Consider the following 22,008-nt stretch of genomic DNA (forward strand, 5'->3'; position numbering starts at 1 on the left):
ATGGCTTGAGCAATGGAGGAATGCAATGTCTCTTTATGACCCAAAGCTGGAGAAAGATAACTGTGGTTTCGGCCTGATCGCCCATACAGAAGGCGAAGCCAGCCACAAGCTTGTCCGACTCGCAATTTCGGCATTGGATCGCATGCAACACCGTGGCGGTATCGCCGCCGACGGCAAAACCGGCGACGGTTGCGGTCTGTTAATGCAAAAACCCGATAGCTTCTTTCGCGCTGTCGCTCAAGACAAGGGATGGAACCTGGGTCGCAAATATGCCGTTGGCATGATGTTCCTCAATCCGGATCCGGTACTGGCCGAACAGTGCCGTAAAATAGTCAACGAAGAGCTGGAAAAGGAAACCCTGAGCCTGGTTGGCTGGCGCGACGTGCCGGTGAATACCCAAGTGCTGGGTGACATCGCCAAGGCGTCCCTGCCCCGCATCGAACAGATTTTCGTCAACGCCCCCGCCGGCTGGGTCGAAAATGACATTGAACGTCGCCTTTATATAGTGCGTCGTCGTATCGAAAAGCGCATCAGTGACGAATACTTCTACGTAGTCAGCCTGTCCAACCTGGTGATGACCTACAAGGGCCTGTGCATGCCTGCCGATTTGCCACGATTCTACCTGGATCTGGCGGATATCCGCCTGCAATCGGCCATCTGCGTGTTCCACCAGCGCTTTTCCACCAATACTCAGCCACGCTGGCCGCTGGCGCAGCCGTTCCGTTTTCTAGCCCACAACGGCGAGATCAACACCATCGGCGGTAACCGCCGCTGGGCTCAGGCCCGTGCCTACAAGTTTGGCTCGCCGCTGCTGCCGGATCTGCAAGACGCCGCCCCCTACGTCAACACCGACGGCTCAGATTCCTCCAGCCTGGACAACATGCTGGAGCTGTTTCTCGCCGGCGGCATGGACTTGTTCCGTGCCATGCGCATGCTTATCCCGCCAGCCTGGCAGAAAAACCCGGCGATGGACGAAGACCTGCGCGCCTTCTACGACTTCAACTCCATGCACATGGAGCCCTGGGATGGCCCCGCCGGTATCGTGATGTCCGATGGTCGCTTCGCCGCCTGCGCCCTGGATCGTAACGGTCTGCGCCCGGCGCGTTTCGTTCGCACCAAGGACGGCTTTATCACCCTGGCCTCCGAAATCGGCATCTGGGACTACACCCCGGACGAAGTGGTCGAAAAAGGCCGTGTCGGCCCGGGCGAGCTGTTCGTGGTGGATACCGCCAAAGGCAAGATCTGGACCAGCTTCGAAATCGATGACGATCTCAAGTCTCGCCATCCCTACAAAGAGTGGATGACCAGACACAAGCGCCGACTGACTCGCTTCGAAGACCTGCCCGAAGACCAGGCCGGTCAGTGCGAACTGGACGCCAGCTCGCTGCGTACCTATCAGAAACTGTTCGGCTACTCCATGGAAGAGCTGGACCAGGTGATCCGGGTCATGGGCGAGAACGGCCAGGAAGCGGTCGGCTCCATGGGTGACGATGCTCCCATGGCAGTGCTGTCCAGCAAGTCCCGTTCCGTGTATGACTACTTCCGCCAGATGTTTGCCCAGGTGACCAACCCGCCCATCGATCCGCTGCGGGAAAATCACGTCATGTCGCTGGCCACCCTGATCGGCCGGGAGCAGAACGTCTTCAACGAAACCCACGGCCACGCCCATCGGGTTCAGTTCGAGTCGCCCATTTTGCTGTATTCCGATTTTCATCAGCTGATGAGTCTGGAGCAGACCCACCACAAGAATACCGTGCTGGATCTGAACTTCGCACCGGAAGAAGGCCTGCAGGCCGCCATTGAGCGCCTGTGTAAAGAGGCCAAAACGGCGGTAGAGACCGGCACAGTACTGCTGGTACTGACCGACCGTTATATCAGCAAGGACAAGTTGCCGATCCCGGCCGCCATGGCCGCCGGTGCCATACAGCGCACCCTGGTCGAACACAACCTGCGCTGCGACTCCAACATCATCGTCGAAACCGCCAGCACCCGGGACCCGCATCAGTTTGCCGTCCTGCTCGGCTTCGGCGTGACCGCCATCTACCCCTACCTGGCCTATGAAACCCTGGGCCGCATGGTGGAAGACGGCGTACTCAAGATGCCCCTGCGCGAGGCACTGCTCAACTTCCGCAACAGCATCAACAAGGGCCTGTACAAGGTCATGTCCAAGATGGGCATCAGCACCATCGCTTCCTACCGCTGCTCTCAGCTGTTCGAAGCCATCGGTTTGCATCAGGACGTAGTCGACATGTGCTTCCAGGGCGTATCCAGCCGCGTGCAGGGTGCCTCTTTCGAAGACTTCCAGCAGGACCTGTTCAACCTGAGCCGCCTGGCCTGGATTGCCCGTAAGCCCCTCAACCAGGGTGGTCTGCTCAAGTATGTGCACGACGGCGAATACCACAGCTACAACCCGGATGTGGTCAACAGCCTGCAAACCGCGGTGCGCTCCGGCAACTACGAGGACTACAAGGTTTACGCCAAACTGGTCAACGAACGCCCGGTCGCCATGCTGCGTGACTTGCTCACCCTCAAGGAAAACGGCCAGGGCATATCGCTGGAACAGGTAGAGCCAGCGACCGAGCTGTTCACCCGTTTCGACAGCGCCGCCATGTCTATCGGCGCCCTGGGCCCCGAAGCGCATGAGGCACTGGCCATCGCCATGAACCGCCTCGGCGGCAAGAGCAACTCCGGCGAGGGTGGTGAAGACGCCCGTCGCTTCAACAGCCTGAAGAACTCCAAGATCAAGCAGGTGGCTTCCGGTCGCTTCGGCGTGACCCCGCACTACCTGATGAACGCCGAAGTCATTCAGATCAAGGTGGCCCAGGGCGCCAAGCCCGGTGAAGGCGGTCAGCTGCCCGGCCATAAGGTGACGGCAGAAATCGCCAAGCTGCGTTATGCGGTACCGGGCGTGACCCTGATTTCACCGCCACCGCACCACGACATCTATTCCATCGAGGATCTGGCCCAGCTGATCTTCGACATCAAGCAGATCAACCCGAGCTGTCTGGTGTCGGTCAAGCTGGTGTCCGAGCCCGGTGTCGGCACCATCGCCACTGGCGTAGCCAAAGCCTATGCGGATCTGATCACCGTCTCCGGTTACGATGGCGGCACTGGCGCCAGCCCCCTGTCTTCGGTCAAGTATGCCGGCTCCCCCTGGGAACTGGGTCTGGCCGAAACCCAGCAGGCGTTGGTGGCCAACGGTCTGCGTCACAAAGTACGACTGCAGGTGGACGGCGGTCTCAAGACCGGTCTGGACATCGTCAAGGCGGCCATTCTTGGCGCCGAAAGCTTCGGCTTCGGTACCGGCCCCATGGTGGCCCTTGGCTGTAAGTACCTGCGTATCTGCCACCTGAACAACTGCGCCACCGGCGTGGCCACTCAGGACGAAAAGCTGCGCAAGGACCACTTCCACGGTCTGCCCGAGATGGTGGAGAACTACTTCAGGTTTATCGCCGAAGAAACCCGCGAGCTGATGGCACAACTGGGCGTGACCCAGCTGACCGACCTGATTGGCCGTACCGACCTGCTGGAAGCACTGCCAGGCCTGACCGCCAAACAGCAGAAGCTGGACTTGTCCGGCATCATTGCCAAGCCCGAGCCCAAGCCGGGTCTCGGCGTGTTCTGTCAGCAGGGCAACCCCAACTTCGACAAGGGTGTGCTCAACCTGAAAATCACCGAAGATGCCCTGAGCGCTGTGGAAAACAGCAGCGGTGGCGACTTCTATTACAACATTCGCAATACCGACCGTTCGGTGGGCGCGCGCCTGTCCGGCGAAATCGCCCAACGCCACGGCAACCAGGGCATGGCGGCGGATCCGGTTCGCATCCACCTGGACGGCACCGCCGGCCAGAGCTTCGGAGTCTGGAACGCGGGTGGTCTGGAAATGATCCTGACCGGTGATGCCAACGACTATGTGGGCAAGGGCATGACCGGCGGCAAGCTGGTGATCAAGTCCCACATCGGCGTGGCCTTCGCCTCGCACGAGGCGACTCTGGTGGGCAACACCTGTCTGTACGGCGCCACCGGGGGTTACCTGTACGTGGCCGGCCGTGCCGGTGAGCGGTTCGCGGTGCGCAACTCCGGCACCATCGCCGTGGTCGAAGGCGTGGGTGACAACGGCTGTGAATACATGACCAGCGGTATCGTTACCGTGCTGGGTCGCACCGGGGTCAACTTTGCCGCCGGTATGACCGGGGGCTTTGCCTACGTGCTGGATGAAGACGATGATTTCGAACTCAAGACCAACCACGAGCTGGTCGAATTGCTGGGGCTGGACGAGCTGATGATCCATCAGGAACATCTGCGCGGCATCATCACGCAACATTTGCAGGAAACCGGCAGTAACCGAGCGCAGGAAATTCTGGCCAACTTCGACCAGTACCTGCCCAAATTCAAACTGGTCAAACCCAAATCCAGTGATGTGAAATCCCTGCTGGGCCACCAGAGCCGTTCCACCGCAGAGCTGCGGGTCCATGCGCAGTAAAGGAAGATTGTGATGAGCCAGAACGTATTTCAGTTTATAGACGTACAACGTGTCGATCCGCCCAAGAAGCCGATCGGCACCCGTAAAATCGAGTTCGTGGAGATCTACGAGCCCTTTTCCGAGAATCAGGTCGAGATGCAGGCCGACCGCTGCCTGGACTGCGGTAACCCTTACTGCGAGTGGAAGTGTCCGGTACACAACTACATTCCCAACTGGCTGAAACTGGCCAACGAGGGTCGCATCTTCGAGGCGGCGGACTTGTGTCACGAGACCAACAGCCTGCCCGAAGTCTGTGGTCGGGTTTGCCCGCAGGACAGACTGTGTGAGGGTTCCTGTACCCTCAACGACGAGTTCGGTGCCGTCACCATAGGTAACATCGAGAAATACATTACCGACAAGGCCTTCGAAATGGGCTGGCGTCCAGATATGTCCAATGTGGTGAAAACCGACCGCAAGGTTGCCGTCATCGGCGCCGGCCCTGCCGGTCTGGCCTGTGCCGACGTGCTGGCGCGCAATGGCGTCACCCCGGTGGTATTTGACCGTTACCCGGAAATCGGTGGCCTGCTGACCTTCGGTATTCCCTCCTTCAAGCTGGAGAAGTCGGTGATGAGTAATCGCCGGGAAATTTTCTCCGACATGGGCATCGAATTTCGCCTGAATACCGAAGTGGGCAAGGACATCGGCTTCCAGACCCTGCTCGACGACTACGATGCGGTCTTCCTCGCCGTGGGTACCTACAAGTATCTGCGTGGCGGCCTGACCAACGAAGACGCCGAGGGTGTCTACGACGCCCTGCCCTTCCTGATCTCCAACGCCAACCGGGTGCTGGGTTTCGAGAAGCAGGCGTCCGACTACATCGACATGGCCGGCAAGAAGGTGGTGGTACTGGGTGGTGGTGATACCGCCATGGACTGTGTACGGACCTCTATCCGTCAGGGTGCCGACAACGTGGTCTGCGCCTATCGTCGGGACGAAGCCAACATGCCGGGCTCTCGCCGCGAGGTGCAGAACGCCAAGGAAGAAGGGGTGAACTTCATGTTCAACCTGCAACCTACCGGTGTGCAGATCGATGCCAGCGGCAAGGTGAGTGGCGTGGAAGTGGTCACCACCCAACTGGGCGAGCCCGATGCCAACGGTCGTCGTCGCCCGGAGCCGGTCTCCGGCTCCGAGCAGGTGCTGCCCGCCGACGTGGTTATCATGGCGTTCGGCTTCCAGCCGCATGATCAGCCCTGGCTGAAAGAGTACGGTATCGAAGCCGATCAGTGGGGCCGCATCATAGCTCCCGAGCAGTCTGACTTCGCCTTCCAGACCTCTAACGCCAAGATCTTCGCCGGCGGCGACGCCGTACGCGGCTCGGATCTGGTGGTGACCGCCATCGCCGAAGGCCGCAAGGCCGCCGAAGGCATCATGGATTACATCGGGGTGTAAGCCAGCTTCACTCCGCTGCAGAGGCCGCTCATCGAGCGGCCTTTTTTATTTTTGCAGCAATACGAGTCCACCCATCCCACAGCAGGGCAGCCGGACAAAGGGCCCGATCCAGCTCCAGAGGCAACACCGAGTTGTCCGCAGACATCACCAACAGGTGACTCCGCAGTACCAAAGAGGACAAAGGGATCTGGTGCACCGACCATCACATGACAGGGATGTCATGTGCTGAGCGTCACATGGATGTGCTTGAAGCAGGTCGGGGGAGCAGGCCCTTTGTCCGACCTGTAAGCTCTGCCCAGATTACATTCATCTTTCAGTGAAGCCAGATCCCTTGACCAACGAGATAGAAACCAAAGAAGAACAGACACAACCTGAGACACGGATCCCCAGTCGGCCTTTTGGGTTGATGATGATAAACTCCCTCATTATTTTCGTTGCGAGAGAACCCCTTATGACTATCGGTATTATTGGCGCCATGGAGCAGGAAGTCGCCGAGCTGCGCGCTCAGCTGGAAAACGCCCAGACCATTACGGTGGCGGGCTGTGAGTTCTACCAGGGCACCCTGGCGGGCAAGGATGTAGTCATTACCCGCTCCGGCATCGGCAAGGTCGCCGCCAGCATCGCCACCACCCTGCTGCTGGAACGCTTCTCTCCCAGGACGGTAATCAACACCGGCTCCGCCGGCGGTTTCGATCCGGCGCTGCATGTGGGTGATGTGGTGGTATCCAGCGAAGTCCGTTTTCACGACGTGGATGTGACCGCCTTCGGTTACGAAATGGGACAGATGGCCCAGCAGCCTGCCGCCTTTATCGCCGATGCCGGGCTGATTGCGCTGGCGCAAGACTGCCTGGCCGAACAGGACGAGATCAATTCGGCGGTGGGACTTATCTGTACCGGCGATCAGTTCATGCACCGGGAAGATCAGCTGCAGAAGGCCATCACCCAGTTCCCGACCATGAAGGCCTGTGAAATGGAAGCCGGGGCCGTGGGCCAGGTGTGCCATCAGTTCCAGGTGCCTTTTGTGGTTGTCCGTGCCCTGTCCGACATCGCCGGCAAAGAACAGGCCGAGTCCTTCGAGGCCTTCCTGGAAGTGGCGGCTCGCCATTCCTCCGCCATGGTGCTGGCCATGGTCGAGCGCATGCCCGGCTGAATACGATGACCACCCTCTCACTGCTCGATCAGCCGCTCACCCTGCTGAGCATCGCCATACTGCTGAGCCTGCTGCTGCCGGCAACACGGCTGCAGCAGGGCCTGACTCAGGGCCTGATGCAGCTGGGGGGCCGCCTCAATAGCGAACGCTATAGTGCCCGCTATCTGCAGCTGGCTGGCGGGGCACTGCTGCTCTGCCTGCTGCTACCCTTGACGGCCACCTACCGGCCGCTGACGGTACTATCGCCCTGGCCGGCACTGCTGGAGCCGCTGCTACTGTGGTGTTGTCTGGATCTGGGTCGGCTCAGCCGCGCCCTGCCCCTGTGCCTACAGCAAAGCCACGAACAACAGTCGCAGGCCCGCCTGACGCTGGCTCCTCTGTGTCTGCGCCAGACCGATCCACTCTCACCGCTGGGGCTGCACAAGACGCTGGCGGAAGTGGCTGTACTGCGGCTGGCAGGCGATGCCGCCCTGTTGTGCTGGTATCTGGCCGGCGGCATCTATGCCGCCTTAGTGTTCGCCCTGCTGCGCTATGCAGTGCAAGCCTGGCCGCGCAAGCTGGTGCACTGGCGTGCCTTCGGTCTGCTGTCGTCGGTGCTGTATCGCGCCATGGCCTGGTTGCCGTTCCAATTGTTGGCTCTGACTCTGCTTATCTATCCGGGGTCGATACGCGCCATCAAGGCCTTGCCTCAGGGTCGCCTGTGGGCCTACCCGGCCAGCGGTCGCCTGCTGGCGGTGGCGGCAGCCGGTGTGGATGCAGGCCTCGGTGGCCCCCGGCGTTACATCGATGCCACCGACTACTACCCCAAGCTCGGCTGCAAGAATTACCTGAATGCCCTCTCGACCCGAGCGCTGTTATGGCGCCTGGTGATCGTCCTGCTGTTCTGGCTGTCCCTGGCCTGGACCCTGGTACTGGTGCCCCTGTTTCATGGTTAAGTGCTGAATGGTTAAATTCAGAGTTTTATTGCTGCTTCCCCTGTTGTTCGGGGCCATGTTCAGCCCCGGCCAGCCCCGTGCCGACGAGGCCCGCCGTATCATCAGCCTGGCTCCCCATATCACCGAGATGCTGTTCGCCATCGGCGCCGGTGCTCAGGTGATTGCGGTGGATGACGCCAGTGACTACCCGAAGGCGGCCCATTCATTGCCCAGAGTCGCCAACTATCGCTCGCTCAATATGGAGCAGATATTGGCGCTGCAGCCGGACCTGATTGTGGCCTGGGGCACGGCGCAGCAACAAATGGTGCAGCCACTGGAACAACTGGGGGTGGCCGTGTTTTATTCCGCGCCCCAAACCTTCCTCGAGCTTGGCGATGAATTGCAGCAACTGGGTGAGCTGACCGGCCATCAGCGACAGGCAGCTGAGGTGGTCTCCGACTATCAACGGCAATTACACGAGCTTGAACGAGACTATCGCGATGCCGGCCCGGTGACGGTGTTTTATCAGATTGCCAGCATCCCCTTGATGTCGGCTAACGGCGGCACCTGGATGGGCCAGGCGGTGACGCTGTGTGGCGGGGTCAATATCATGGCCGACAGCCCCGCGCCCTATCCGCAGGTGAACGCCGAGCAGGTACTGGCGCAAGACCCGCAGGTGATACTGGCAGACAAGGACGCAGAGCTGCAGCATTGGCGGCAATGGCCCGCATTGCAGGCGGTATCACTAGACCATTTGCTGACTATCGACGCCAATCGCCTGCACCGTTTTACACCCCGTACGCCTGCCGGTATTCGTCAGCTATGCCTGCAATTGGATAAAGTCAGGGCCGCAGAATAGTCGCAATTGTGTTCGTCTGGGCGCCTCTATACAATGGCGCCCTTTTTATGTGAGGCGAAAAAATGCAGCCCCTGGTTGAGTCGGTGTTCTACTGGAGTGATCTTTTCGGCACGGCTGTATTCGCCTTTTCCGGCGTGCTGGTGGCGGGCCGACTGCGCATGGACGGCTTCGGCGTCATCGTGCTGGCGGCGGTCACCGCCATCGGCGGCGGCACCATCCGCGACCTGATCATCGGTGCCGAGCAGGTGTTCTGGACCGCCGATAGCGTCTATCTGTGGGTGATACTGGCCACGGCCCTGCTCGGGCAATATATTGCCCAACTGCCCCGTCGGCTGCCCTGGTATATTCTGCCGCTGGCCGATGCCTTCGGTCTGGCCATATTCACCATTATCGGCACCGAAAAAGCGCTCAGCTACGGGACGTCCGGCATGGTGGCGGTGGTGATGGGTGTGATCACCGGCGTGGCCGGCGGCATGATCCGAGACGTGCTGGCACGGGAAGTGCCCATGGTGCTGCAGCGGGAAATCTACGCCACCGCCTGTATCTTCGGCGGCGTTCTCTACACCGGCTCTCTGGCACTGGGCATCACGCCTTTGCTCGCCACCCTGTTCGGCATGCTGGGCACCTTCATACTGCGCGTCGCCGCCATTCGCTGGCACCTGTCACTACCGGCCTTTTCGCTGAACCGCTGACACAGACTCCGTCCATCAGACAAAGGGCCCGCTCCGACGACCCACTTTTTGTTGACCACTACATACTCACCGTTTCAGCCTACTGCGAATATTCACTGGATATCCGGTCAGGCTGAAGCGGTGAGTATCATTTTCCAGTGGAGTGTCGAGAGAGGCGGCTGTGTTGCCTCTGGCGCTCCGCCCGAATATTTGACAGACACTTAATCTGATTGGTATCAAACATCAGAAATCAGGTACGGAAATAAAGTCTCTCAGGATGATAAAAATACATGTTGGATGAATGTGTAATCTATATGAAACACCAAATTAATGGTGAGGGTGTAACCTTCTGATATCTAATTTTATTTATTTTTCTTCAGTTGTATCCTTTTTGCTACATGGTTAATTAAAGATGATGCGCATTGGGCTTTAAGAATCTGTTTTTTAATGCATTTTCAATCATATCAATACCTTTACACAGCATCGACTTCATATACTCCTGGCTCGCGCAGTGCTGATGTTTTCTTGAAAATTCCTGATTTTCAATCAACACTTAACAAACTGCTGGACTGATGGAGGTGCATGAGTTTTATACCATCATTGATTCAATAAAATATTAATACTCAAGAAAATAATGAATCACCAGCGTGGATGATTTCGTGTATTTTTATTGAATGGGTTATGGGTTATTTACTTTTTAACTCAATGAAAAGGAAATGTTTTACTTGGTGGCATAACTGTCATTCATATGGAATAGCCGTAGGCGGGCATAATCATGAAATATCGTTACAGCCGTAACTAGAGAGGGTGTTGTAAATATTACTTTTTAAGGAGCAACAGTGATGGCCACAACAACATTTCGGACATCCGCGATTGCGGGAGCAGTGACGCTCGCCGTGCTTGCGAGTGGCTTGAGTCTGATAGCCAGTCAGGCAGAGGCCAAGAAGGTCGTTGTTTTAGATGACAGCGAGCGAATTGAAGCCCTGACCAAATTGGGTAAGAGGATATTCTTTGACCCCATTTCCAAGCCCAAGGGCGAGCAATCCTGTTCCAGTTGCCACGATCCCGCGACCGGGTGGACCGGGCCCTCATCGGACATCAACAAGCTTGAGGTAGCTCAACCGGGCGCAGCCTTCCACAAGAATCCGGAGGCCAGGGGGGGCTTGAGGCCACCAACCAATGCCTATGCTACCCTGATCCCCCCGTTTCAAGAGGTTGTTAATCCGTTCACCGGGGACTCCGTCGCAGTTGGCGGGGCCTTCTGGGATGGCCGTGCCGAGGGTGACGAGCCCATGTATCCGGGTGGCGCCACCGATCATGTCTATCTGGCCGATGTGATAATGGGGGTAACCGAAGATGCCTCTCCCCTGACCCTATTTGAGCAGGCGGTGAAAGATTACCTGGGGCCGGTGGCCGATCAGGCGCTGAACCCCTTTCCCAACCCGGTCGAGCAGAATATCCGCGAAGAGGCGGTCTGCCACCATGTCGAGAAGGCAGGTTATGCCAATTTGTTTGCGGACGCCTGGGGTGAGCGTATCAAGTGTAACGATGATATCTACCGTACCAGCTTCAAGCGTATCGCGGTGGCGCTCGCGGCCTATCAGGACTCTTCCGAGGTCAACTCATTCAGTTCCAAACGCGATAATGCGCTGCGGGCCGAGCTGGCTTGTATGCCTTTAGCTGAGATACAGGAGTTACCCTGGGCTGATGGTTTGGAGGAGGTTGAAGTTAAAAATATCTTGTCTAGATTCGGACTTGTACCCGATAAGTTAAACGGATCCTGTGACCAGTCTGATATCGATGAAAAGCAAGGGCCGTTAGGGCAGTTCCCGCTGGTGAGGCTGAGTGAGCAGGAAAACTGGGGGCACGACTTGTTCTATTCATTCAGAAGAGTACCCGTTGGGGCTTTTGACACCTGTAATAAGACAGTAATCACCGCAGATAATCCCAAATCGGGCGCCCGATGCGTTGCCTGTCATACTAATAATCGGGGGGATGATGGTAGCGAGCCATTACAGACCTATGCTGATCATTCCTATCACAATATCGGTACGCCGGTGAATTATGAGATTCCCGGAGTTGTTGAAGCGGCCCTTGGTCTGGCTGGACATACCGGAGAGGAGGAGGATGTCGGGCTGGTTAAAACACCCACCCTTCGCAATGTGGCCAAGCTCCCTGACAACGAGTCCGGTTTTGTAAAGGCCTACCCCAGCAACGGCTGGTTCAAGAGTCTGGAGAGCCTAGTGCATTTCTATAATACGTCGGATGTTGGCAGTAGTGGTGTTCCACTCTGTGATGATGAGGTTGTAACCGAAGCGCAAGCGATGGGTGAGGAGGATGGTCTTCCTGCCTGCTGGCCTGCTCCCGGTAATACCAATGCGGTATCTATTGGCGGGCTGACGGGTAACCTGGGGCTCAGCACCTGTGACGAGGAGACGATCGTCGCCTACCTGAAAACCTTCAGTGATCAGCGCATTGTTGAGCTTCCGGCACCAAATAAGAAATCCAAGTAGTAAGCGGCTATGGAACTGTACCGTGACCAGAAAAACAGCCTAAAGATGGTGTTAAAAAAAGGCCTCTAACGAGGCCTTTTTACATGGTCGATAACCGTCAGATTCAGGCTACGGTGACCTTGGCAAATTTACGCTTGCCGACCTGGTAGACCGCTTCGCCGGCCGGTACCACCAGCTTGCCGTCTTCCAGCTTGTCGCCGTCAATCTTGACCGCGCCCTGCTTGATCATGCGCAGCGCTTCCGAGGTCGAACCCACCAGGCCGGCGTCTTTCAGCAGGTTGGCGATGGCGATGCCCTCGGCACCGGCGTTCAGGGTCACTTCCGGCAGGTCATCGGGAATAGCGTTTTTCTGGAAACGCTGCACGAAGTCCTGATGGGCCTGCTCGGCCGCCGCTTCATTGTGATAGCGACTGATGATCTCCTTGGCCAGCAAGATCTTGATGTCGCGCGGGTTGGCGCCCTCAAGAACCTCTTGCTTGAGGCCGGCCAGCTCATCCAGGCTGCGACTGGACAGCAGCTCGAAATAACGCCACATCAGCTCGTCGGACAGGGACATAATCTTGCCGAACATCTCGCCTGGTGCCTCATCTACACCGATATAGTTACCGGCCGACTTGGACATCTTCTTGACGCCGTCCAGGCCTTCCAGCAACGGCATGGTCAGCACCACCTGGGGTGACTGGCCGGCGTCTTTCTGCAGCTCGCGGCCCATCAGCAGGTTGAACTTCTGATCGGTGCCGCCCAGCTCGATATCGGCCTTGAGTGCTACCGAGTCGTAACCCTGCAGCAGCGGATACATGAATTCATGGATGGCGATGGACTGACCGGAACCATAACGCTTCTTGAAGTCGTCCCGTTCCAGCATGCGGGCCACGGTCAGCTTGGATGCCAGCTTGATCATGCCGGTCGCACCCAGCTCGCCGAGCCAGCTGGAGTTATAGACTATCCGGGTTTTTTCCGCGTCCAGTACCTTGAACGCCTGCTCCGCGTAGGTTTTGGCGTTGTCGGCAACCTGCTCGGGGGTCAGCGGCGGACGGGTACTGTTCTTGCCGCTCGGGTCGCCCACCTGGGCGGTAAAATCACCGATCAGCAGCAGAACCTCGTGGCCCAGATCCTGAAACTGGCGCAGCTTGTTGAGGATCACCGTGTGTCCCAGATGAATATCTGGCGCGGTGGGATCCATGCCCAGCTTCACCCGCAGGGGGCGGCCTTCCTTTAATTTGGCAACCAGCTCTTCTTCAACCAGTATCTCTTCGGCACCACGCTTTATTTCCGCTAACGCCGCTTCCAGCTGGGACATGACGACTCTACTCCTGTGCTGTGCACCTGAATGGCTGTTCCGAATACTGCCTGCTACTCGGAACAACGATTTGGATGACCCAAACAAAATAAGGGAAGCATATTACTGGAATGGCGGATAAATTGGAAAGGCTGTAAAATCCGGACTTGATTCAGGGAAGAGTATCGCATGCCCGTTATTTACAGACTCAAGTCATTACCCCGTGGTCATAAAGTTGCCCTCGGACTGTTGAGCGCCGCCATGGTGGTGCTGATCATGATGCCAACAGAGCCGGCTGTGGCCAGCCGCGATCGGTCCGATATTCCTCTATCTAATGCATTGCAGGACAAACGTCAGCCACTCGAGATGGAGGTGGAAGACCTGCCGGTGGTCGACGATCATCTGCCCGTACGAGAGCAGATGGTCAAGGTCAGTCGGGGCGATACCCTGTCATCGATCTTTGCCCGTCAGGGACTGTCTTCCGCCCTGTTGCACGATATCAGCCAGCTGGGCGCCCACGCCGAGTTACTGCGAAAAATCCATCCCGAAGAGCGCCTGACCTTTTCCTTCGACAGGAAAGGACATTTTGCCGGCCTCAGTTATCCGCTGGATGCAGCGCGCACCCTCGACATCCGCCAGAGCGGAACCGAGCTTCGCAGCCGTATCATCAGCGTCAAACTGGAGCATCGCACCCAGTACGCTCAGGCCTCGATCAGCTCCAACTTCTGGGGGGCTGGCGTCAGTGCCGGTTTGAGTCCGGGGAAAATCATGAGCCTGGCCGCCATGTTCGCCTGGGATCTGGACTTTGGCCTCGACATTCGTGCCGGCGATCACTTTGCCGTGCTGTACGACCAGCGCTACAAGGACGGTATTCTGGTCGACACCGGCCACATACTGGCTGCCGAGTTTATCAATCAGGGCAAGGTATACCGGGCGGTACGGCACGATGATGGCAATTACTATTCGCCCGAGGGCCGGGCCATGCGCAAAAGCTTTCTGCGCGCACCGGTCAACTTCTCCCACATCAGCTCCAACTTCAACCCTCGCCGTTTGCACCCGGTTACCGGCCAGGTCAAGCCGCACCGCGGCATCGACTACGCGGCCCGCACTGGCACCCCAGTGGTCGCCGCCGGTAGCGGCGTGGTGGTGGAATCCGGCTACAGTCGGTTCAATGGCAATTACGTGGTGATCCGCCACGACCGCACCTACCTCACCAAATACCTGCACCTACATCAGCGCATGGTGAAGAAAGGGGAAAAGGTCAAGCAGGAACAGCAGATCGGCACCGTGGGCGCCACCGGCCGGGTCACCGGCCCTCATCTGCATTACGAGTTTCTGGTCAACGGGGTACACAAGGATCCCAAGAGCGTGGATTTGCCCCAAGCCGCCTTTCTGTCTCGGAGCGAGCTGGCCAGATTTCGCCCCAAGGCAGACAAGCTGCTGGCGCAGCTGAGCAAGGTCAGTGAGGTGATGCTGGCCAATAACTGAAGCCGGGAGCAGGCTCCGCCAGCACTTAGCGGGCGCTAAACCCCGTCAGTATGGCCAGTCGTTGCCGCCACTCATCGGCAACCGACTCGGGCTCCTCGTAAGCTTGTGCCGGATGCTTGCCCCATATGGGATCCGGCCAGGCGGCGTCGCTGGTAAAACGGGCCACATGATGCAGGTGCAACTGAGGCACCATGTTGCCGAGGGCGGCCACATTGATTTTGTCTGCCGCCAACTCGGTTTCCATCAGGCGAGCCAGGGCGCAGGACTCACGCATCAGCTGCTGCTGCTCTTCTTCGTTCAACCAGTGGGTCTCACGAATATCGGCTCGCTTCGGCACCAGTATCAACCAGGGATATTGGCTGTCTCTGGCCAGTAACACCAGGCTCAGCGGCAGCTCTCCCAGAATGATGGTATCTGCCAACAGCCGAGGGTGTAGCTGAAATTGGCTCACTTGTCCGCCCCGAAATGACGACGCAGGTAGGCGATAATATCGGCGGATTCATACAGCCAGAAATACTGGCCCGGCTCCGGTTCGATGCGCAGGCAAGGCACCATGCGCTGACCACCACCGGCCATCAGCGCCTGCAGGTGCTCCGGTTCATTGGTGTCGCATTCACGGATGTCGAGCTCCAGCTCGCCGATCACCATCTTGACCCGCTCGCAATAAGGGCACCAGGCTCGCTGATAAAACGCCAGCTTGTCGACGGAATCCACCACAGGTGCAGGTTCGTTTTCGGCTCCCTTGAGCCAGTCAAACAGGGACATAAGCCACCTTATTCTCGGTTAAACGCTGAAAGATGAGCCGCAGCCACAGGTACTGGTAGCATTGGGGTTGGTCACCAGAAAACGGGAACCTTCCAGGCCGTCGATATAATCGACGGTACCGCCAATCAGGTACTGCAGGCTCATACCGTCCACCACCATGATGACGCCGTTCTTTTCGATCACAGTGTCGCCGTCGTTGGTTTTTTCATCGAAGGTAAAGCCGTACTGAAAGCCGGAGCAACCACCACCGGTGATATAGACTCGCAGGCGCAGATCGGGATTTTCTTCTTCGCTGATTAAGGCCTGAATTTTATTGGCTGCCGCATCGCTCATCTGGATCGGCAAAGGGATTGCATCGCTCATCACTACCTCTTGGATTAGTTATCAACCAAAATTATCTAATACCCGAGTAAACAGTTCAAGTATTGTCCGGGGTGGGCCAGTTGAGACTCAGGGTTCGCGCAGGCCTGCGGTCCAGCTCCAGCTGTAGTTCCAGGGTCTGCGCCCGGCTACCGACCGGTAACTGCAACTGGCCGGTCAGCACCTGAAAATGGCGAAAATCCAGGGTAACCGGCGCCACACCCAGGATTTCTTCATTAAATACCACCGGCTGACCATCCTGCAGGGCTCGGATTTTCAACCGAGCCTGACCGGTGACTCTGTTACCTGTGTTGGTGGGTTGGAGCAACACCAAGCGGTAAGAAAAGAGCCCCGGCTCCGCCAGCGTGGTGATATCTTCCTGGGCCAGCAGCAACTCGGCCCCACCATCCGGCGCCAGCACCTGCCGGTAAAGCGCCAGCTGCTGCGCCTGCTCCGCCAGTTGTCGCGACTGCTGCTCCAGCTGGGCCAACTGACTGCTCTCGGCGCTTAACAGAGTCTGCAGATCGACCCGCAGCGCCAGCAGTTCCTGCCGACTGCGCTCCGCCTGTTGCCGATGCTGCTCGAGCAGGCGAGCCTGCTCCTGATAACGCAGCCCAAGATAACCGGCAACGGCCAGCAGCAGGCTGGCTATCAAGGATACCACCATTAAACGACGACCGAGCGACTGGTGCACAATAGACTCCTGATAACGATAGCGGCTGGTGTGCCGACAATAGCGGCGAATTGTGCCAAAGCCATGAGTCCGGCGCCAGCAGCAAAGCCCCATTCAAGGTCAGTCTGCTTTTTGCTATAGTCTGGCCACCTTGGCCGCAAGCGCCGCCTATGACCCTATTCAAAGGATACTGATATGTCCAAGTCTGACGATTTATTTTCCCAGGCCCGCCGCTTTATTCCCGGTGGCGTGAACTCTCCGGTACGCGCCTTTAACGGCGTAGGTGGCACGCCGCGCTTTATCGAGCGCGCCGACGGCGCCTATATCTTCGATGTGGACGGCCAGTCCTATGTGGATTACATCGGATCCTGGGGCCCGATGATCCTGGGCCACAACGCCAAAGTGGTACGTGAGGCAGTACTGGAAGCGGTAGAGCGGGGACTGAGCTACGGAGCCCCCACCGGGGTGGAAGTGACCATGGCAGAAAAGGTCAACCAACTGGTACCCTCTATGGAGCAGGTACGCATGGTCAACTCCGGCACCGAAGCCACCATGAGCGCCATCCGTCTGGCCCGTGGCTTTACCGGTCGCGACAAGATCCTGAAGTTTGAAGGCTGCTACCATGGTCACGCCGACTGCCTGCTGGTCAAGGCCGGATCCGGCGCCCTCACCCTGGGACAACCCAACTCGCCGGGCGTGCCTGCCGACTTTGCCAAGCATACCCTGACCGCCACCTTCAACGATCTGGACTCGGTCAAGGCGGCCTTCGAAGCGGCCCCCGCCGACATCGCCTGTATCATCGTCGAGCCTATCGCCGGCAACATGAACTGCATTCCCCCTGTACCCGGCTTCCTCGAAGGCCTGCGTACCATTTGTGACCAGTACGGCGCCCTGCTGATTTTCGATGAAGTGATGTGCGGTTTCCGCGCTTCCCTTGGCGGCGCTCAGCTGCGTTTCGGCGTCAAGCCGGATCTGACCACTCTCGGCAAAATCATCGGTGGCGGCATGCCGGTGGGCGCCTTCGGCGGTCGCCGCGACGTGATGGAACATCTGGCCCCGACCGGTCCGGTTTATCAGGCGGGTACTCTCTCAGGTAACCCGGTGGCCATGGCCGCCGGTCTTGCGACCCTGAATGCCATCAGTGCGCCGGGTGTCTACGAACAGCTGGAACAGACCACCAAAGCCCTGGTAGACGGCCTGCAGGCCGCCGCCGACAAGCACGGTATTCCCTTCACTACCACCCAGGTAGGCGCCATGTTCGGTTTCTTCTTCACCGAAGAAAAGAACATCAGCAGCTATGAGCAGGTGACTCGCTGTGACCTCGAGGCTTTCAAGCGCTTCTTCCATCTGATGCTGGAAGAAGGTGTCTACCTGGCGCCCAGCGCCTTCGAAGCGGGCTTCATGTCTCTGGCCCACGGTGAGCAGGAAATCGCCCATACTCTGGCTGCCGCCGACAAGGCCTTCGCCATCATGAAAGGCTAAACAGCCTACTCCGGCCGCTGGATCTCCACCAGCGGCCCTTCCAGCAACTCCACGCTGTTACCATCCGGATCCACAATAAAGACATAACGCAAACAGGTCTGTCCCGTTACCGGCGACGGTTTTTCCGCCAGTACGCCGGCACCGTGCAGGGCACTCAGCGCCTGATCAAGGTCATCGACCTGCAAGGCAAAATGACGCAGCCCCAGCCGATAACCTGTGGCCCAGGGCGGCAAGGAAGACAGCTCATCTTCATCATCGGGACGAAAACAGTAAAGCTCAAGCAAGGCCTGGCCCAGTCGTAGATGGCAAATCTGCAGCTGGCCTGCATCATCCTGCCAACGATAAACCGACTCGAACCCCAACCCCTTGTAGAAGCCTTCAGAAACAGACAGGTCATGCACACTCAGGGTGACATGATGAAAAGAAAACATGAGCAGTTCCTCCATCTACATACTATTGAGCATATACGGAGATGGAGGCTTTCACCTTTCTATGACCGAAGTAACGGGAAGTACGTGAGGCGTGGGATGCACCTCCCCCTTCACGCCTCACCCCTTACGTGATCTGTCAGCGGGCGAAGTTGAAGATATCCTTCAGCCAGTCACCAATCTGCTCACCGGCAGCAGGCAGCGTCGGCGAGCTCGGTCGACAACCCCGGATCCCCGGCAAATCGGCGGCCTTGGCCGGCAACAATCGGGTCTGCTCACAGCGGGGATCGGCCGGCATGCCATCGCTGACTGCGAAGTTGACCTGATCGATGCCGGCAGGCGCCGTCAGCTCCAGCGAGTCGACACCCCGCCCATCCAGATAACGACTGTATACCCGAAGGGCACCGCTGGATCCGGTCAGACCGGTCACGCCGTTGTCGTCACGGCCCACCCAGACACTGACCAGCTCTTCGTTATCCAGACCCGCATACCAGGTATCCCGCAGATCGTTGGTGGTACCGGTCTTGCCCGCCATCACCCGGTTGGGGAATCGCGCCGCCAGATGGGCGGCAGTACCACCGCCCACCACCTTGGTCATGCCATAGAGCGCCAGATAACCGGCTTCCGGCTCCAGTACTCGCACCGCCTTGGCGCCGTGTTGATACAGCAGCTCACCCTGCTCATCCTGAATGGCGCGAATCGACGTCAGCTGCTGATAGAGCCCCTGATTGGCCAGGGTCAGGTACATCTGATTGACCTCGAACGGGGTCAACTCCAGGGTACCGAGCATCAGCGACGGATAGGCGGGGATCGGCTGCTGCACCCCCATCCGCTTAAGGCCGTCGATCACCTTGTCCAGTCCAATGGCCATGCCGAGATTCACCGTCGGCACGTTCAACGACTTGGCCAGGGCATCGACCAGCATTACCTGACCCCGGAACTGGCGATCGTAGTTGTTGGGGCGCCACACCTGGCCCGAATCACTGCGCAGGCTGATCGGCTCATCCTTGATCGCACTGCCCAGGGTATAACCGTTGGCCAGGGCTTCTGCATACACGGGCGGCTTGATCAGCGAGCCGATGGGCCGACGTGCCGACAGCGCCCGGTTGAAGCCGGCAAAGCTGGGATCCGCGCCACCGACCACGGCACTGACTTCTCCCTTACGCCAGTTGGTCACCACCATAGCCGCTTCCAGATCCGACTTTTTGGTATTGGCCCGCAGCTGCTTCAGCTGCTCTACCACCGCCTGCTCGGCGCTGTGCTGGGCAATGGGATCCAGGCTGCTGAAAATCTTGAGGCCGTTCTGACGCAGAAAATCGGCGCCGAACCGCTCCTTCAGTTCCTGACGCAGCAGGCCCATGAAGCCAGGCGTCCGACCGTAGCCCATGCGGCCCCGCTCAATCAGCTGCAGCGGCGTGCTGCTGGCCCGCTCATAGGTCTGCCGATCGATATGGCCTTCGTTGGCCAGTAACCGCAGTACCAGATCGCGCCGCTCCTGTGCCCGTTCGGCATTACGCCAGGGATCGTAATAGGAGGGTCCTTTCACCAACGCCACCATCAGCGCAATCTGATCCGGATTCAGCTCGCTCAGCGGCAGGCCGAAATAGAAATAGCTGGCCAGACCAAAGCCATAGACACCTTGGGCACCGTTCTGTCCGAGATAAACCTCGTTGAGGTAGGCTTCGAGGATCTCGTCCTTTTCATAGCGAAAGTCGATGATCAACGCCATGTAGGCTTCCTGGATCTTGCGCCACAGGCTGCGATCCTGGGTCAGGAAGAAGTTCTTGGCCAGCTGCTGGGTCAGGGTACTGCCGCCCTGCACGGTACGCCCGGCCTTGATGTTGACCACCAGGGCACGCAGTATCGCCAGCGGCGAGACGCCGTCGTGCTGATAGAAATCACGATCTTCGACCGTCAGCAAGGCGGTGACCAGCAAGGGGGGCACCTGATCCAGCCGCACCAGCAAGCGATCTTCCCGCTTTTCTACGTTGAGCCGATCGAGCAACACAGGATCCATGCGGGCATACCCCAGTTCCCGGCCGTTGCTCGGATTCTGCATCCGCTTCAGCCGCAGCCCTTCGAAGGTCAGCAGGATGGAACGGGCCGCCTCGGCACCGTCGGAAAAATTGAAGGCCCGGCGATGAATTTCGATGCGGCTGTTGGTCACCGAATATTCACCGGGCCGACCGGGGCTGGCTACCTTGCGGTAGTTGAGTAGCTGCAGCTCCCGCAGCATCTGTGCATGGGACAGCTTCTGTCCCGGAAACAGCTCCAGCGGCCGGCTATAGACCAGCGCCGGCAGCGCCCACTTCTGGCCCTCGAAACGCTCCTTTACCTGGCCGTCCAGATAGATGCCGAAGATGCCCATCAGCACGGCACCCACCAGCGCCAGCTTGAACAGCAGGCCCCACCATGAACGACGCTGTTTCACGGGCTTTTTTCTCGATTTTCGGGTCTGTTTTTTTGCCATAATCAGTGCTTCATATGCCTCTTGGTGTGCCGGGTCGGCGCCGTATTCGCGGGATCATCCGGCCACACGTGTTTGGGATAACGTCCCTTCATCTCTTTCTTTACATCCAGATAGGAGCCGGCCCAGAAGGCGGCCAGATCCCGGGTAATCTGTAACGGTCGCCGGGCCGGAGACAATAGCTCCAGCACCAGCGCAACCCGGCCGCGCGCCAGCTCTGGCGTAGCAGACTGGCCGAACATTTCCTGCAGTCGTACCGGCAGCACGGGATCCTCGTCTTCCCGATAGCGAAGACTGACCCGGGTACCTGTGGCCAGCTCGATAGCCGCTGGTAGCAGGGTATCCAGCAATTGCCGTTGTGACCAGTCCAGCCGGCTCTTGAAAATACCGACCCAATCGAGCCTGGACAGTTCTTCCCATCGTCCCAGCCCCGTCAGATAAGGCAGTAGCCAGTATTCTGCCTCGGCCAGCCAGCGACTTTCGTCACAGGGTTCGAAGCCGCAATCGGCCAGTTTTTGTCCGGCCAGCTTCAATCTGAGCCAATATTGCTGGCTTGCCTCATCCAGTGGTAAGGCCGACCAGCCGCGTCGTACCAGCTCCTCCAGCAGACAACGTGCCCGCTGCTCGGGGCTTATCTTGCTCAACGGCGAGCGCTGCAATATCAGGCCGCCGAAGCACCACTGACGTTCGGCCCGCACCCGGTTGGCGTCGTTATCCCACTCCAGCTGCTCCCGCTCACCGAACCGTTCGGGCACAAACTGCTGCAATTGCTCCAGGCTGACCGGCTCCGCCGCCTGGATAAAGACACCGCGATCGCCCCGCCCCAGCGCCGCCATCGCCAGCATCGGCTTGCCGAGCAGCGGGCTGCCCTGAGGCAGGTCTGCACTCAGGCCACCGGCCAGACCATAGCGGCTCTGCTGACGCAGCAGGCCAACCCATTCGGATCTGGCGTTGGCCAGCAAGGGCCCCAGATACTGGCCCGCCGGCGCACTTTCGTCCTGTTTCAGCCGTTTGAACCAACGCCGGGCCGCCGGTTTCAGCCGTCCCT

17 protein-coding genes are annotated in these 22,008 nt (G+C 58.7%); 9 read left to right on the forward strand and 8 right to left on the reverse strand.

Annotated features, from left to right (window positions below):
* The first annotated feature begins 25 nt into the window (after positions 1-25).
* The 7 genes from gltB (at position 26) to UN63_RS12125 (ending at position 12,018) form a co-directional block, all read left to right on the forward strand.
* A complete protein-coding gene (gene gltB / locus UN63_RS12095) occupies positions 26-4,483 on the forward strand; it encodes a glutamate synthase large subunit (protein ID WP_104487008.1) in 4,458 nt (1,485 codons plus the stop codon).
* A gap of 12 nt (positions 4,484-4,495) precedes the next feature.
* A complete protein-coding gene (locus UN63_RS12100; protein ID WP_104487009.1) occupies positions 4,496-5,911 on the forward strand; it encodes an FAD-dependent oxidoreductase in 1,416 nt (471 codons plus the stop codon).
* Between the two features lie 451 nt (positions 5,912-6,362).
* Complete coding sequence (gene mtnN / locus UN63_RS12105) at positions 6,363-7,061, forward strand: 5'-methylthioadenosine/S-adenosylhomocysteine nucleosidase (protein ID WP_104487010.1); 699 nt, start codon at positions 6,363-6,365, stop codon at positions 7,059-7,061.
* 5 nt (positions 7,062-7,066) lie between these two features.
* Positions 7,067-7,996 (forward strand): cobalamin biosynthesis protein, encoded by a 930-nt coding sequence (locus tag UN63_RS12110; RefSeq protein WP_104487011.1) that lies wholly within the window; start codon positions 7,067-7,069, stop codon positions 7,994-7,996.
* 7 nt (positions 7,997-8,003) lie between these two features.
* Positions 8,004-8,834, forward strand: a complete 831-nt coding sequence (locus UN63_RS12115; RefSeq protein WP_229793558.1) for a cobalamin-binding protein — start codon at positions 8,004-8,006, stop codon at positions 8,832-8,834.
* A gap of 62 nt (positions 8,835-8,896) precedes the next feature.
* On the forward strand, positions 8,897-9,526 hold the full coding sequence (locus UN63_RS12120; protein WP_104487012.1) for a trimeric intracellular cation channel family protein: 630 nt from the start codon (positions 8,897-8,899) through the stop codon (positions 9,524-9,526).
* Positions 9,527-10,347: 821 nt separating this feature from the next.
* On the forward strand, positions 10,348-12,018 hold the full coding sequence (locus tag UN63_RS12125; RefSeq protein ID WP_104487013.1) for a cytochrome-c peroxidase: 1,671 nt from the start codon (positions 10,348-10,350) through the stop codon (positions 12,016-12,018).
* Positions 12,019-12,121: 103 nt separating this feature from the next.
* Here UN63_RS12125 and tyrS read toward each other — a convergent pair whose 3' ends face one another.
* The gene (tyrS, locus tag UN63_RS12130; protein ID WP_104487014.1) at positions 12,122-13,318 is read right to left on the reverse strand and encodes a tyrosine--tRNA ligase; all 1,197 of its coding nucleotides are present in this window, start codon (positions 13,316-13,318) and stop codon (positions 12,122-12,124) included.
* A 168-nt stretch (positions 13,319-13,486) separates the two neighbouring features.
* Between tyrS and UN63_RS12135 the strand changes: the two genes are divergently transcribed.
* Entirely contained in the window at positions 13,487-14,785 is a 1,299-nt protein-coding gene (locus UN63_RS12135; protein WP_104487015.1) for a peptidoglycan DD-metalloendopeptidase family protein, read from the forward strand.
* A 25-nt stretch (positions 14,786-14,810) separates the two neighbouring features.
* On the opposite strand, the gene UN63_RS12140 is transcribed toward UN63_RS12135, so the two are convergent.
* The 4 genes from UN63_RS12140 to UN63_RS12155 are packed head-to-tail and all read right to left on the reverse strand — an operon-like array spanning position 14,811 to position 16,604.
* Positions 14,811-15,236 carry an HIT domain-containing protein gene (locus UN63_RS12140; RefSeq protein ID WP_104487016.1) on the reverse strand — a complete coding sequence of 142 codons (426 nt, stop codon included), beginning with the start codon at positions 15,234-15,236 and terminating at the stop codon, positions 14,811-14,813.
* Positions 15,233-15,550 (reverse strand): glutaredoxin family protein, encoded by a 318-nt coding sequence (locus UN63_RS12145; RefSeq protein ID WP_104487017.1) that lies wholly within the window; start codon positions 15,548-15,550, stop codon positions 15,233-15,235. The genes UN63_RS12140 and UN63_RS12145 overlap by 4 nt, the downstream gene beginning before the upstream one ends.
* Positions 15,551-15,568: 18 nt before the next feature.
* Positions 15,569-15,913, reverse strand: a complete 345-nt coding sequence (gene erpA / locus UN63_RS12150; RefSeq protein WP_104487018.1) for an iron-sulfur cluster insertion protein ErpA — start codon at positions 15,911-15,913, stop codon at positions 15,569-15,571.
* Between the two features lie 55 nt (positions 15,914-15,968).
* A complete protein-coding gene (locus UN63_RS12155; RefSeq protein ID WP_146084744.1) occupies positions 15,969-16,604 on the reverse strand; it encodes a DUF6776 family protein in 636 nt (211 codons plus the stop codon).
* Between the two features lie 174 nt (positions 16,605-16,778).
* Here UN63_RS12155 and hemL point away from each other — a divergent pair, with 174 nt between their 5' ends.
* Complete coding sequence (hemL, locus tag UN63_RS12160; RefSeq protein ID WP_104487020.1) at positions 16,779-18,065, forward strand: glutamate-1-semialdehyde 2,1-aminomutase; 1,287 nt, start codon at positions 16,779-16,781, stop codon at positions 18,063-18,065.
* Positions 18,066-18,070: 5 nt separating this feature from the next.
* On the opposite strand, the gene UN63_RS12165 is transcribed toward hemL, so the two are convergent.
* The 3 genes from UN63_RS12165 to UN63_RS12175 all read right to left on the reverse strand — a co-directional run.
* Positions 18,071-18,496: a VOC family protein gene (locus UN63_RS12165; protein WP_104487024.1), complete on the reverse strand. Its 426-nt coding sequence runs from the start codon at positions 18,494-18,496 to the stop codon at positions 18,071-18,073.
* Between the two features lie 136 nt (positions 18,497-18,632).
* On the reverse strand, positions 18,633-20,963 hold the full coding sequence (gene mrcB / locus UN63_RS12170) for a penicillin-binding protein 1B (RefSeq protein ID WP_104487021.1): 2,331 nt from the start codon (positions 20,961-20,963) through the stop codon (positions 18,633-18,635).
* 2 nt (positions 20,964-20,965) lie between these two features.
* Positions 20,966-22,008: ATP-dependent helicase C-terminal domain-containing protein (locus UN63_RS12175; RefSeq protein ID WP_280530388.1), on the reverse strand; the 1,043-nt coding region annotated here is incomplete at its 5' end.

It is taken from the genome of Oceanisphaera arctica (genome assembly GCF_002936955.1).
Classification (GTDB): domain Bacteria; phylum Pseudomonadota; class Gammaproteobacteria; order Enterobacterales; family Aeromonadaceae; genus Oceanimonas; species Oceanimonas arctica.